The following is a 14,151-nucleotide window of genomic DNA, read 5'->3' as shown; positions in this document are numbered from 1 at the left end:
AATATCCTTAGCTCCTAAAAAATCTTCTTAAAAAAATAGGGGCGATTAAACGCATTCGTGCTTCCATGCTGATGGATGTAGGAGAATTTTGCCCAAAAAAACTTATAAACTTCATCTAAAATTGAACGATATGAATAAAATTCTACAAGAACTAAGGCTGGCATTGCTGAGTTTCGCCATGTTGGCATTACTTAACTCAGCGGCAAGTGCACAAGATAGCCAGTTATTAGGCTGGCAGTTTCTTACCTCTGGTCCAGGCAATAGTTCCGCCACGGGAAGTGAAACCACTTACGCTTCTACTGAGCAACACGTGGGTGTTAATACCTCAGTCTTAAAAAGAGCTTCTGGATTAAGAAACCATGCTTTAGCCAATATTTTTGGCGGTATACCCGATGTGCTGGTTCCTGATTTTGCCACGGCAGAAACCAAGTCATATTATGAATTCAATTTTCAACCAAAGGCAGATTACAAGATGTCCTTATCGCAGTTGAATTTTAAGGTGCGGACATCTGGAACATGGTCTCCAAGTAACGCCACGCCACTATATTTTATATGGAAGTACAGCTTAGATGGTGTAAACTTTTCGGATATAGGTACAGTTTCGCAGTTTACTACGGCAGTACAAGATGTTAGACAACCCAGTCGTAAACTGTCTGGTTTCCAAGATCTTCAGGCCTTGACTAATGCGGATAATGTCATCTTTAGACTATACATTTGGGGCTTCACGAATGCTCCTGGTTCAGGTACTTTTGGCATCGGTCGTTCTACGGTTGCAGACCCTATCGCATTGTCTATTTCGGGTACCTCAACATATTTGGGAAACATTACTTCAGAAATTTCCCAAGCTTATTTTACCGATATCAAAGCCATTGCCAAGGGCGAATCATCAAACGTAGTTATAGATAAGCTCATATCGATGATTAACCATACGCCGGCGGGCGAAAATATGCATGTAGCAATCTATATGATAAATCATCAAGGTATCATGGATGCATTAAAAGCAGCTGAAATCAGAGGAGTGCATTTGCACCTCATCGTAGATATGAGCCGTGCTGATAGTCAGGAGACTAATGCCGCCAGTTTACCATGGTTGCAGACGAATTTGCCAAACTCGGAAGTAGTGGTCAGCGTCAATGATGTTAGCCCTAACGCTATTAACCATCATAAATTTGCTTTGTTCAGCAAGGTGCAAACGCCAGATGGAGTCCTTCAAAATGTAACTTTCCAAACCTCTCATAACTTCACAAATGCTGATGCGAGAAAGATACAGGATGCGCTGGTCTTCAACAACGCAATTGTATATCAATCCTTTTTAAATAACTGGCAGCTTATCAAAGCAAATGCTGCATCTGGAATGAAAGCTAATTTCAATTTTAACGCATACGATATACCATCAATTAACGCTAGGCTGGAGTTTTTTCCCAGATTATCTGCAGGCGTGCATGATGGTGTAGATAATATTGAAGATCATCTAAACCAAATTACCGATGTTGCCAATGCGAAGATTAGGATTGCCATGTCAGATTGGTCAGATTCTAGGCCCGCAATTATTGATAAGCTAATCGCACTGCGAAACCAGGGTGCTACTATTGAGGTGTTTGCAAAAGATGCGGCAGGTACACAGACCAAAAATAGACTACGTCAGCTTGCTACATTAGGAGCAACGGTTAGAATTTTTAATCTGGAACAAGGTGCAGATGCTAAGTTTAATATCCATGCTAAAATGATGTTGATCGAGGGCGTATATAAAGGTCAGGCAAATTCAAAAGTAATCATCACCGGATCCCATAATTACACTGATGGTGCATTAAAGACAAACAACGAAGTACTGGTGACCTTGGTGAACTCCGACTTGTATAGCCAATATGCTACTTATTTTGATGGTTTGAAAATAGTTGTACCCACAGTACAATTACTAGCTTGGGATTTAAGTGATATTACCACGTCAGTCCAATATGCAGATTATCAGTCCACAACATTTTCCGGTTTATTTCCTTCTCTCTTAAAAAGAGGGCCTGGTTTGGTTTACGGAGGTTTAGCAAAGGGTTTTTCATCATCAAAGGCTACAACTCCATCGACGGTAACAGCTGACGTTACCGAGGCTATAAGCAGGAACGAATATTTTGAAATCGATATCAAACCGGCTTTGGGAAAAAAAGTTTCCATAGCTGAAATTTCTGCAGTCGTGAGAAAATCGGCTGGCGGAAGTTTCAAAATGCAATGGGCCTATGTAAAAGATGGGGGTACACCAGTGTTGCTTGGAGAGGTTATTGATTTGGCGGCTGTTACAACGGGACAGGTCATGGAACCTCTAATGGTGAGTAATATCAGTGGCTTACAGAATTTAACAGCCTCCAGTAATGTAGTATTGCGATTATATATGTTCGCTGAGACCTCAAGGGGCGGAACGTTCGCCTTTGGTCCTAGTACGACAGAATTAGCTAACGTTATATCGCTAAGGGGAGATTTAGAAACCATCGCCGATGAAAAAGTGATTTTAGCATGGAGTGCAGGGGGCTTGTCGGGCGAAACACCAACGGTTAATGCGACAAGTAGCGCTCCGTCGGTTTCTACAAGCACCATGACTAGAGGAAATGGCCTAGAGGCTTCATCTCTTGCCAATGGTTTCAGTTCGCGAACCAGGAACGATCTAGATTTCAGTACGGTGACCACCTATGCGGCAGCTGTAGCGAATAATAGTTACATAGAGTTTAGTATGAATATTAAATCCGACCATAGGGTTTCTTTGGATAAGATCTACGCCAAATTACGACGCTCTGGTGCAGGTGCTAGAAACTACGTTTGGGCCTATAGTATTGATAATGCAGCCTTTGTAGATATTAATACTTCGCCAGTTAGTTTTACCAATTCGGCAACTGCTGGTGTCTATCAAAATGAAATAGATCTGTCATTGGTGGCAGGTTTGCAAAATCTGCAGGGAGCGAAGGAGATCAGGTTCAGGATATATGTATGGGGCTTTACTTCTGCGGCTGGTTCATTTGCATTCGGCCTGTCAGAAAACGCATCGGAAGATGTACTAACCCTTAGCGGAACAGCCATTAATACCTTACCGGTTCAACTGACCAAATTTGAGGCTAAGGCGGTTGGAAATGAAGTAAAGCTATTCTGGCAAACAGCATCTGAGACCAATAATTCACACTTCGAAGTGTTGAAATCCACTGATGGTGTGAGTTGGACGCTGTTAACTACCTTAACCGGTGCCGGTACTATTGGTCAGAAAAAAGCTTATCAAGCTATCGATCACCGCCCAGTTTCAGGGGTTAATTACTATCAGTTGAAGCAGGTAGATTTCGATGGAAAAAGCACTTTTTTAGCCATAGAAGTTGTAAATTTTATTTTTGTAGGCCCAAAAAAATTGACCGCAAATTATAATAACCCGGGTTTAAATATTGCTATAAATGGATTCACCGAAGGGAACGCTAAAATTTCCCTTTATGATATTTCAGGCAAAACGATAGCTCACAAAATGCAATTGCTAAGTAATGATAACCATACGGTTTTATTACCGGTAACGCTACATAACGGAATTTACATTTTGTTGCTAAGTACGCAAGCTGAAAGAGAAGCCATAAAAATCTTCGTTCAAAACTAAAACAATGAAAACGCACTATTGGCTATTCTCATCTTTATTTTTACTAGTTTCTTGTAAGCAAGAAGTAGCTGTAAACCAGGTTAACCAAAAGGCTGTACCAGATCAGGTTGCTACTGCAGAAGATAATATTCAAACGGTACTGACCAGAAAGACTAACCTTATCGGGAAGGTAGTTCTTTTTCAGGAGAGCCAGTTAACCAAGGGGGTAACTTCTACAAAATTTGCCTACATAGATAAAGATGGTTTGCCAATGGTGCTTTTTTTCTTTAGGGTAGATTTAAATCAGAAAGAACTAACCTTAAAGCCTTTAATGCCTAACGGTGAACAGAAATTCGCCCTGCAGCGTATTCCTGATATGTTGCGCAACAATAAGTATGTTGCACTCAGGGTACTGGGCGCAGTTAATTCCGATTTCTTTAACATGAGCACAGGTGAGCCTCGAAGCATCTTGTACCTGAACGGCCAAGCGTTAAGAACTGTCTTGCCTGAAACCAGAAGCTATTTTGGCTTAACACAAAGTGGAAAGCCGCTGATTGGCGATCAGTCCGTATTTGCGAAGCAGCGATCATCAATATACGACGCAGTTGGCGGGTATCAACGTTTAATTAAGGCAGGGCTAAAGGTTAGCCAAACCGATCTAAGTGTACATCCACGTACGGCTGTTGGTTTCACGGCAAACAATATCGTTTATTTTTTAGTGGCCGATGGGAGGAATAGTGCTTACTCGAATGGATTGACTCTTGGTCAAGTTGCCGAGGTCATGAGTGCCTTGGAGGTCAAAGAAGCGATCAATTTAGATGGAGGTGGATCCTCAACATTCGTAACCAATGTGCCAACGCTTGAAGTTAAAAATAAACCCTCTGATGGTAGTCCACGAAAGGTGGCTAACGGATGGGCAATCTGTATAAAAGAATAAGCTAAAAGATGAAGTTGAAAATTTTACTGGTTATTTCCCTATGTTGGGGTACTATAAAGGCACAAACGAAGCCTAAATTTAAAATAGATGAGCTAATTGTCAGTTGGGAACTGTTGCAAAATAACTATCAAAAGAACAACCAGTTTTTAGCCGAACTTACCATCAGAAATTCGTCCAAATCCGCAATATTTCCGTCGAAAGGCTGGGAGATGTATTTTAGTTATCCCCGAGAGGTGGTGAAGGTCATCAGCGGCAATGTAGGCTTCACCCTGATACAAGGGGATTATGGCAAAATGTTCCCTACCGAGAGCTTTAAAGGTATACCACCTGGTGGAGAAATAAAGATCAGGTTCGTAGCCCGTGGTTTCACACAAAACAAAACCGACGTGCCATCCGGGTTATATTTTGTCATCAATGGAAAGCCGATTACTGTTAAAAACTTTACTGCCAAGCCCATTTTAAATTCTGGCGTGAAGAATTTATCTCCGGAGGAGCTATTTGAAAAATACGAAAATACCAAAGATTTACCATTAAGCGAGTTCTTTGGAATTTTGCCTAGCCCTGTAAGCACTAAAGTCAAAGCTGGAAAATTTACCATTAACGGTGGGCTGACCATTAAAGCTGATGACTCCTTCCTAAATGAAGCGATGCTACTTGGAGAAGATTTAAAAACAATATTTGGTAGATCAATTGCTATAGTACAGCAAACCGATGGTAATCAGATCATACTTCAAAAAATAGCTGGTCTACCGGCAGAGGCTTACGAACTCGACATCAGCAGTCAACAAATAGTGATTAGGGCAAGCGATGCCGCAGGCGCTTTTTACGCTACCAAATCACTGACGAATCTATTTCCACCGAAAGTATGGTTAGGTAGGAGCGAGCCGTTTAATATCAACGCATTAACAGTTAAGGATCAGCCGAGATTTGGTTATAGGTCTTTTTTGATGGATGTTGCCCGTAATTTTCAGTCAAAAGATCAGGTCAAAAAGGTAATAGATCTGATGTCAATCTATAAGTTAAATACATTGCACTTCCATTTGAACGATGATGAGGGTTGGAGACTGGAAATACCGACATTGCCCGAACTTACCGAAGTCGGGGCCAAACGGGCTCATCCTTTTACCAATGCTAACCTGCAGCCAAGCTATGGTTCGGGACCAAGCATGGACAATAGTGCGGGAACTGGCTACTATAGCAAGGCTGATTTTATAGAAATATTGAAGTATGCCGCACAAAGGCATATCCAGATTATTCCGGAGATAGAAACACCTGGACATGCCCGAGCAGCAATTAAGTCGATGTTATATCGTTACGAGAAGTATACGAAACAGGGCAATCGGAAGGCAGCCGAAGAATTTTTACTGGTCGAACTAGACGATGGTTCGGTACATAAGTCGGTGCAGGGCTTTACTGATAACATTATGAATGTGGCCTTGCCTTCTACTTACCATTTTATAGAGACAGTTGTAGATGATTTGCTGGAAATGTATGTACAGGCCAATGTCAAACTGAACACGATTCACATTGGAGGAGACGAGGTGCCTAACGGATCGTGGCAAAAATCCAAAGCTGCCCAACAATTGATTGCCGATAAAACTATCGAAAACACAGATGACCTTTGGTACTACTATCTGAATAACGTAAGTAAGATGTTAGCGGCAAAAAACTTACAAATTGCTGGTTGGGAGGAAATATCGCTACGCAAAACAAAACTAGATGGGAAGTCCAAACATATTGTTAATGCAGGATTTGTAAACCGCAATTTTAAGGTATACGTATGGAATACCGCCTGGGGCAGGGGAAATGAAGATTTGGCCTACAAAATTGCCAACGCAGGTTACAAAACGGTATTGGCCCCGGTAACCAATTTTTATTTCGATCTGGCTTACAGCAGGAATAACGATGAAACCGGTTTGTATTGGGGCGGCTATGTAGACACCGACAAACCTTTCTATTTTGTGCCATTTGACCATTATCAAACTGCAAAGGAGGATTATCAGGGCAAACCTGTTGATAAAAAAACGCTCTCCAACAGAGAGCGACTCACCGATTTTGGAAAGTCTAACATCTTAGGTCTACAATGCCTCTTATGGTCCGAAAAGGTAACCAATGCCGACCAGTTGGAATATATGCTTTTCCCGAAGCTATTGGGTTTTGCGGAAAGAGCTTGGGCCGCTTTACCGGCATGGGCCGAAGAAAAAAATAGCATTAAAAGTGAGCAAATGTATCTCCACGCCTGGAGTGTTTTTGCCAACCAATTGGGCAAAAAGGAACTTCCAAGATTGACCTATTATGGCAACGGAGTAAACTATCGCATTCCTCCAGTTGGATTAAGTGTACAAAAAGGTTTAATTCATGCCAATGTGCAATTTCCCGGACTTCAGATTAGGTATACTACCGATGGTACCGAACCAAATATGAGAAGCAAATTGTATACTGCACCCATTGCTTATCAAAAAGGTACAAAATTTAAGGCTTTCAACGAAACGGGCAGATTTTCAAGTACGACAAATAACTAACAGATGACAAAAAACAAGATGAAAATAGGGAGATATTATATTGTATATCTTCTGATGGCTATACTGGGCTCAGGCTGCGCCAGTTCCAGAAGTTCAATGAGTAGTAAAAAAGCGGAACTTTTAGACCAAAAAGATTGGCAGATTGATACCTTGCGAAAGGATGTGATCTGGTACAGATTCTCTTCCAGTACAGATCGGGAATTTGCAGAACAGAACGTGAACGTTGTCAGCTTCAATCCAAAGGCTAAAATGGGGCATGCCATTCTAGTGTACCAAAAGGAAAAAGATTCCTTATCCGTATTTGGCAATCGTATTCCGGCAGCCTTGGTGGGAATAAATGCCACCTATTTTATTGAAAAGAAAGATTCTGCAGATTATATGCATCTGCGCCTGAAAGGGAAGGATATCCAGCAGGTAAAAGTACCCAAAACAAGCATATACTGGTGGAAGCACCAAGGTATGATGACTTTTAACGACGAGGGGACAGCATTCGATATCCAGTTCTCTCCAACCGATTTTTCAACAGTGAAGGCATCCAATATAATCACGGGCGCGCCAATGTTGATAGATAATTTCAAACCTGTTGGATTGGCCTTTGCGGACACGGCAGGTCTAAAGCTGGATTTGAAAAAGCTACACTACGAACATTACCTAAAGCATCAGGGGGTAAGGCATCCCCGTACAGCAATCGCGCTAACGAACGCCGGGAACTTGCTGTTAATTACAGTAGATGGCAGAAACCCAAAGGCAAAGGGAATGTCTGCTAAAGAATTGACCACATTTCTAGTCCGCTACTTTAATCCCAAATCCGCAATGAACATTGACGGTGGGGGGTCAACAATGATGTGGATCAGAGGCGAAGTTCCGAACGGGATTGTCAATTACCCCACCGATAATAAAAAATTCGATCACTACGGACAACGTATGATCGAAACGGCACTCTTTATAAAGTAACAATCCATTAAACCGATAAACAATGTTTGATTCTAGAAAAATTCTAATATTCTACGTTTTATGCAGTATATCTCTGTTATTCAGCACCCCGCTGCATGCACAAAAAAAACATAAAATAGGCTTATCTATTGGTGTAAATGCTTTAGATAAAAAAAAACTACAACAAATCAGCGATGCGGGCATCGATTGTATCGAAACTGGTCTAACGGCCTACATTAACAAAGATTCGTTGACATTTACTTTGCCCGATGGGGAAATGAGAAGAAGGATGAGAGCTGTAAGGCAAGCCGCAACTGAAACTGGGGTTGAAATATGGTCCATCCATATGCCTTATGGCAAAGAAATAGATATTTCCTTTGTAGAGGAAGAACGTCGTGCCAAAGTAATTGCTTTCCATAGGCAGGTATTAAAATATGTGAGTATTTTAAGACCTAAAGTAATCCTGTTCCATCCGAGCTACTATCTAGGCTTAAACGAGCGAGAAATGCGCATCCAACAATTAGTGAAGTCTGTTGCTGAACTAAATGCATCCGTTAAGTCAATAAAAGCAATGATGGTGGTAGAAAATATGCTTGGACCTGCGTTATTGGTAGGTAAGGGAAATCAGGAAAGGCCACTCTTGAGGACAGTTGAAGAATGTGTTGCGGTTTTTAAAATGTTTCCAGACGATGTTTTTGCGGCGGTTGACCTCAATCATATCGCCCAGCCCGAAAAACTACTAATTGCCTTAGGCGAAAGAGTGAAAACCCTGCATGTTGCTGATGGCGACGGACAAGCAGAAAGGCACTATTTTCCCTGTGATGGGAAGGGCAAGAACGATTGGAAGGAGATTTTCACAGCACTTGAATTCATCAAATATAAAGGTCCATTTCTCTATGAAAGTACTACGAAAGAGTTGGAAGGATACAAAGAATGCTATACCAAGTTGAGTGCATTAATAAAATAACAATCATCAGATGAGAAACTTCCAGCGATGAATGTGGAAGTTTCTCTATTCCAAATTGATAAAATATAGGATGATTATACTACTTCGGTGACACTCCGGAAACTAACCTATCCAAGACCAACAGTTCTTTGCAGATTGGTCGTGTGTCTAATGTTGCACTGGTCTGATGTGACTAGCAAAAAGAATAATCATCATACATATGCGTTTTTACCACCAGCACCTTGTTTGGGGCAATTGCCAGCCATCCATACTCACAACAATAGTGGTAGGAACCTTTTTGGGTAGCCCGCACATTGGTGTAAAATCCGAATTCAAAACCCTTTTCCTCAAACGTGGTGCGAGGTACCACGACAGTCTTTTTTTGAGGCGGGATGGTCTGGGCGAGCAGCCGCCGATTGCGCATCAGCGCACGATTGATCTTACCGACAAAGTTGGGCTCTGCCGACGGCGCTGAGCCTGGGCATGAAATCGATTCCGGCAACTGTCATTACAGAATTTCTTATCGGAACGGCCAAAGATCGGTTCGTCGCAAAAGTGGCAATAGTTGGGCCCCTCGTGCATTTGTTTTCCTAAAATATCCATAGCGTCAATGGTTATCCATTATATAAACGTTTAAATATCCAGCCTTCATTTATTGCACGACCAATGACCTGTTTGAGTGTTTTAGACTAGGTTTTGATTGCTGGGGAAGTACCCGATTATCTGGGCAAACTACCCGATGTGGATGGGGAACTGGTAACTCAATATTGATCTGGTTAAAATTACAATGAAACAATCCTGATTCTTTTTTGTTAGCAGATTGGAACGCTCGGGCTAAGGGGAAGATGGGAAATCCTGAAGCCCGCTGCCGTTTCCATTTCCAGCCAGTTTTTCCTTCAACTTTTCCGGTAGACCAGTTTCAGCAGCAACATCGTCAGGGCCATCAAAAGGGAAAAGGCATTGGTAACGATGATGGGCAGGTCTTTCAATAAAATACCATAGTAGACCCAAGTCGCATTGCCCAATACCAGGATAATGAACATAAAGGGGGAGATGTGGTCCACTTTCTTTGTCCTCAGTACCTTGATGATCTGTGGCAGGGTAGAAATGGCCGTCAATGTGCCCGCTGCAATACCGATGAGCAGTTTCGTTTCCATCTTCCGCTTTTTAGGTTTTTATTTTTCTTATAGGAGAGATTGGCTATTCATCGCCAGCTGCTTTACCTTGTCTCCAACTAACGCCCCGCTGTTATAAAATGTTTGGATTGAGTAAAAGATTGCCAAAAGTAGGCCTGTCAACTAGGATGTACAAAGTTTGCACTTTAAAGAAAATAGGTATAAATAGGAGAAATGCAGCTACTTTTTTTGCCAGCGTTATTTCGCTGTTCCGAAGTATCGTGGTTAAAAAAAAGGTCCCGCAACAGCAGAACGCTGTTACGGGACCATCTAAATTAACGCTCTCGTATAATCAACGCTAAATATTGCGTCGTATTGCCCAATATATCTTTTTATACCGTCTCTATTGGTAGGGTAAACCAGAAGGTAGTGCCCACGCCCAGTTCGCTTTCCGCTCCGATCTGTCCGCCATGGCGCCTGATGATCTCGGCACAGATGAACAGTCCCAGTCCTAGTCCACTATAGTGCCTGCCCGAATAGTCCGCCCGCCAGTATCGGTCGAAAAGGTGTGGTAGCTGCTCTGGGGAAATGCCCGGGCCGTGGTCCCTGACGCTGACCTTGACGCTATTTTCCGTTTGTTCGATATCCAGATAGATCTTTGGTGAAAGCGGCGCATATTTGACCGCATTGTTGACGAAGTTGGCCACTACCTGTTCGATACGGGCCTGGTCCGCATCGATCAGGATCTCTTCTCCACTTACCAAAAGTTCATGGGTAGCCTCCTGCCTTACATTGCCACAGCATTCCTCCAGTAGCGCCCTCAATTGGAAAGGAGCCTTTTCTAGTTTGACCTGTCCCTCGTTGAAACGATTGATGTTCAATAGGTTGTCGATCATGATGTTAAGTTTTTCCATATTCCTTAACGAGGTTTCGACCAGCTTTTCGGCCATTGGATGTGCCAATTGTGCCTTGAAACGGTTCATCAGTTGGAGATTGGCGCGTAGGGTGGTCACCGGAGTCTTCAGTTCATGGCTGGCGATGCTCAAAAAGTCATCCTTGCGCTGGTCAAAAGCCTTCTGAACGGTGATGTTCTCGGTCAGGCCTACCAGTTTGGATGGCTTGCCTACATTATCGTACAGCACCTTACCGGAGGCCTTGATCCAATGGTGTGAGCCGTCCGGCCAGCGGATCTGGAATTCTCCCTGTAGCGGAATATTCTGGTCTGATGCCCGCTTCATATCTTCGTTCAGCCGTTTTCGGTAATCTGGTGCCACGTAGGCCAACAATTGATCCAGGTTGATCTCTACACCAGATTCCAGTCCGAAATCCTTGATGAAGTTTTGGTTATACTTGACCTCGCCAGAAGGAATGGAGATTTCATAGGAGCCCAGGTTTCCCACCTCGAAGGCCACGTTGAGCTGTTGGTAGGCCTCAGCTATGGCATAGGTCGTCTTGACCTGATCGGTCACTTCGTTGGCCACGATCATGATCGAATGGGTCTGCCCATCTTCATCCTTGATAGGCTTATAGGTAAAGTTGAAATAAAGTTCTACATTTTCGCCATTATTGACGATGGTCGCCTGCTGCCCGATGCCGAAGTAGGGCTGCCCAGAGGTATACACTTCATCCAATAGTTTGAGGAAAGGCTGGCCCTGCAGTTCGGGAAGAGCGATATCCAAGCGCTTTTCGATCACACTCGCATCCTTGCCCCATAGTCGTAGGATCTCTGGGTTGGCCGTTTCGATGACCAGTTCCCTTCCGCGCAACAGGCCGATGGCCACTGGAGCATCTTCGAAAAGGGTAAAGAGTTTTCTTGTCGCGGCGTTAAGGTCCAGGTTCTCCATTCTCAACCTAGCATTGGCCACCGACAACTCTTCGCTCAGGCGGTAGACTTCCTCATTGGTGGCGCGTAGTTCTTCATTGGTGGCAGCCACTTCTTCATTGAGTGCGGCAAGTTCTTCATTGGTCGCCGCATATTCCTCATTAGCGGCTTCTAGCGCCTCGTTGGATTCCTGTAAGAGAATTTTGTTCTCTTCCAGGTCTTTTCTTGCCGCTACTACGTCGCTGATGTCCTTGACGGTCACCATGACCGAGTCCACTTTTCCCTGGGTATCAAATAGGGGCTGGTAGCCAAAATCCACATAGATGTTTCTGTGTGAGCCATCGGTATCGCCAATGGTTACGGGGATTTCCCTGCTATGCACAGGTATTCCCGTATGCAGTACGCTAAAAAGCATGTCGGGAAAGGGCTGGCCAATCAGTTCGGGAAACACCTCCAATAATTTTTTGCCGGTGACCTGTTCCCTTGTCCGTGCCCAGATGTCCAGGATATGTTCATTGGGGAACTCGATTTCCAGATCTTCGCCCCGAAGGATGGTCATGCCCACCGGAGAGGAGAGGACGAGCTGCTCGATCCTTTGCTGGCTGGCCAACAGTTCCATTTTGGATTCCTCTTCTCGGATATCTTTTTCCGCTACCATCTGCCATGCCTTCATGCGGTCGCTGACCTCGGTGGCCGTGTGCAAGATCCATTGGGTATTCCCCTCGGGATTTAATAGTGCCCTGTAGGTAAAATCGAAATAAAAGGTTTCCAATTTTCCATTTGCACCAGGCAGTTCCGCCGCGGTGTCCTGTGCGGTATAGGTCCGGCCAGAATTCCAGACCCCTTTGAGTAGATCCTCAAAAGGTTGTCCCACCAGTTCCGGTATGGCTTCCCTGAAAGTCTTTCCTATAATTTCCCTGCCCTTGCCCCAAAAGGCGAGCATGGCTTCGTTGGCGAATATGATGTTAAGTTCTTCTCCCTGATAGATGGCAGTTGCATCCTTGGACTGCATGAACACCTCTATGATCGCACTGTCTAGGGCAGCGCCTGTTTTTTCCGTCATTGAATTCCTCGTCCTTATGGCAAGCCAAAGATAATCAATTGCTGAGATAAAATCAGATCAAAATAAACGGATCAGCCAAGCAGTTTATTGACCTTGGCCGATAGTTCGTCGATGTCGAAGGGTTTGGCGATAAAGTCCTCCGCCCTGCAATAGAGCTGTACCTTGTTGAAGGCGGCATGGGCGGACATCATCATGACCGGAACTTGGCCCAGTGTACCATCGGACTTGACCACTTCGCAGAGTTCGATACCGTTACCATCTGGAAGCATCACGTCAAGCAGGAAAAGGTCTGCATCGTTTTGTTTTGCCGCTAGGGCAGATTGGAAACTTGTAGCATTGGGGAAAAGGGTGACCTCGTGGCCATCCTCGCTCAACAGAAGGGATACGATGTTCGCAATATCCGGGTCATCTTCCACAACCCACACTCGTTTCTTCATTAATATATGAGGTATCAGCATTATTTAATCCAATAACTAACATTTTAGTAAATGGATTGTTTTGACAATTTTGTTCTATTTTTTATAAACATCCAAAAAATGATCGTAAAAAGCAAATCATATCACTTGTTTATGCAAAACAGACATTTTCGTGGCTGAAATATTTATGCATTGTAATATTCTGGATGGTCAGCGGTTTTGCAATAAGTATTGACTACATTGGATCTGATCTAAATCCATTCCGTATGAAGCAGCAAACTTCCGATCCCAATCATGAAAAAGAGCATTTGAAGGAACTGATGGACCGTTCGGCAAAAGTAAGGAAGCAGAATGCAGTGACCAAGGAAAAACTCGGACAGCTCAAAAAAGATAGTGATAAACTGCTTTCCGAACAGCAGGGAGAAGCAGCCGAAGATCAACCTTAACTCTTACTTCATTCGGGCTGGTCAGGTATCGACGCCAACAGGAATTTGGGGTATGTTGAACGGCTTAGTCGGTGAGGATATTCCAAAAGTGGCCACCTTTTTTTCTACAAAGTGGCCACATATTACGCGCTAAAGTATCCACCTAATTTCGCTTAAAAGTGATCATTTGACTGGTTTTAAAGGGTTTTAAGCGTTGGGGTTGTTGTTCTGGATGATGGTGTCCACTATGTTTTACATGCTTTAGAACTTCTTAAACTTATCTAAAATCGAAAGATTGTTGCCTGCTTGTATATTTCGGAGAAACTGACCATGGGATTCCGTGTCAAACTGACCACCCAAACTGCTGGCGAACCTGTGCA

9 protein-coding genes are annotated in these 14,151 nt (G+C 43.5%); 6 read left to right on the top strand and 3 right to left on the bottom strand.

The features are described 5' to 3' along the window. Nucleotides 1-130: 130 nt before the first annotated feature. The 5 genes from AC23ME_RS17980 to AC23ME_RS17960 are packed head-to-tail and all read left to right on the top strand — an operon-like array spanning nt 131 to nt 8,951. Nucleotides 131-3,613 carry a phospholipase D-like domain-containing protein gene (locus AC23ME_RS17980; RefSeq protein WP_487729149.1) on the top strand — a complete coding sequence of 1,161 codons (3,483 nt, stop codon included), beginning with the start codon at nt 131-133 and terminating at the stop codon, nt 3,611-3,613. A gap of 4 nt (nt 3,614-3,617) precedes the next feature. After that, complete coding sequence (locus AC23ME_RS17975) at nt 3,618-4,529, top strand: phosphodiester glycosidase family protein (RefSeq protein ID WP_487729148.1); 912 nt, start codon at nt 3,618-3,620, stop codon at nt 4,527-4,529. A gap of 8 nt (nt 4,530-4,537) precedes the next feature. Further along, nucleotides 4,538-7,051 (top strand): family 20 glycosylhydrolase, encoded by a 2,514-nt coding sequence (locus AC23ME_RS17970; protein ID WP_487729147.1) that lies wholly within the window; start codon nt 4,538-4,540, stop codon nt 7,049-7,051. Nucleotides 7,052-7,054: 3 nt separating this feature from the next. After that, nucleotides 7,055-8,005 carry a phosphodiester glycosidase family protein gene (locus tag AC23ME_RS17965; RefSeq protein WP_487729146.1) on the top strand — a complete coding sequence of 317 codons (951 nt, stop codon included), beginning with the start codon at nt 7,055-7,057 and terminating at the stop codon, nt 8,003-8,005. A gap of 22 nt (nt 8,006-8,027) precedes the next feature. Then, nucleotides 8,028-8,951: a sugar phosphate isomerase/epimerase family protein gene (locus AC23ME_RS17960; protein ID WP_487729145.1), complete on the top strand. Its 924-nt coding sequence runs from the start codon at nt 8,028-8,030 to the stop codon at nt 8,949-8,951. Nucleotides 8,952-9,826: 875 nt separating this feature from the next. On the opposite strand, the gene AC23ME_RS17955 is transcribed toward AC23ME_RS17960, so the two are convergent. The 3 genes from AC23ME_RS17955 to AC23ME_RS17945 form a co-directional block, all read right to left on the bottom strand. Beyond that, entirely contained in the window at nt 9,827-10,087 is a 261-nt protein-coding gene (locus tag AC23ME_RS17955; protein WP_487729144.1) for a SemiSWEET family sugar transporter, read from the bottom strand. A gap of 350 nt (nt 10,088-10,437) precedes the next feature. Further along, the gene (locus AC23ME_RS17950) at nt 10,438-12,930 is read right to left on the bottom strand and encodes a PAS domain-containing protein (protein WP_487729143.1); all 2,493 of its coding nucleotides are present in this window, start codon (nt 12,928-12,930) and stop codon (nt 10,438-10,440) included. A gap of 71 nt (nt 12,931-13,001) precedes the next feature. Continuing rightward, on the bottom strand, nt 13,002-13,367 hold the full coding sequence (locus AC23ME_RS17945) for a response regulator transcription factor (RefSeq protein ID WP_487729142.1): 366 nt from the start codon (nt 13,365-13,367) through the stop codon (nt 13,002-13,004). A gap of 245 nt (nt 13,368-13,612) precedes the next feature. Between AC23ME_RS17945 and AC23ME_RS17940 the strand changes: the two genes are divergently transcribed. Next, nucleotides 13,613-13,792 carry a hypothetical protein gene (locus tag AC23ME_RS17940; RefSeq protein ID WP_487729141.1) on the top strand — a complete coding sequence of 60 codons (180 nt, stop codon included), beginning with the start codon at nt 13,613-13,615 and terminating at the stop codon, nt 13,790-13,792. Nucleotides 13,793-14,151 lie beyond the last annotated feature (359 nt).

The sequence above is a fragment of the Pedobacter sp. T50_32 genome (assembly GCF_057652195.1).
This window is presented reverse-complemented; position numbering and strand designations above follow the sequence as displayed.

Excerpts from the sequence above, each read along its gene's own strand:
- AC23ME_RS17980 (WP_487729149.1), top strand. The coding sequence starts at position 131 with ATGAATAAAATTCTACAAGAACTAAGGCTGGCATTGCTGAGTTTCGCC.
- AC23ME_RS17950 (WP_487729143.1), bottom strand. The coding sequence starts at position 12,930 with ATGACGGAAAAAACAGGCGCTGCCCTAGACAGTGCGATCATAGAGGTG.
- AC23ME_RS17975 (WP_487729148.1), top strand. The coding sequence starts at position 3,618 with ATGAAAACGCACTATTGGCTATTCTCATCTTTATTTTTACTAGTTTCT.
- AC23ME_RS17955 (WP_487729144.1), bottom strand. The coding sequence starts at position 10,087 with ATGGAAACGAAACTGCTCATCGGTATTGCAGCGGGCACATTGACGGCC.
- AC23ME_RS17940 (WP_487729141.1), top strand. The coding sequence starts at position 13,613 with ATGAAGCAGCAAACTTCCGATCCCAATCATGAAAAAGAGCATTTGAAG.
- AC23ME_RS17945 (WP_487729142.1), bottom strand. The coding sequence starts at position 13,367 with ATGAAGAAACGAGTGTGGGTTGTGGAAGATGACCCGGATATTGCGAAC.
- AC23ME_RS17960 (WP_487729145.1), top strand. The coding sequence starts at position 8,028 with ATGTTTGATTCTAGAAAAATTCTAATATTCTACGTTTTATGCAGTATA.
- AC23ME_RS17970 (WP_487729147.1), top strand. The coding sequence starts at position 4,538 with ATGAAGTTGAAAATTTTACTGGTTATTTCCCTATGTTGGGGTACTATA.
- AC23ME_RS17965 (WP_487729146.1), top strand. The coding sequence starts at position 7,055 with ATGACAAAAAACAAGATGAAAATAGGGAGATATTATATTGTATATCTT.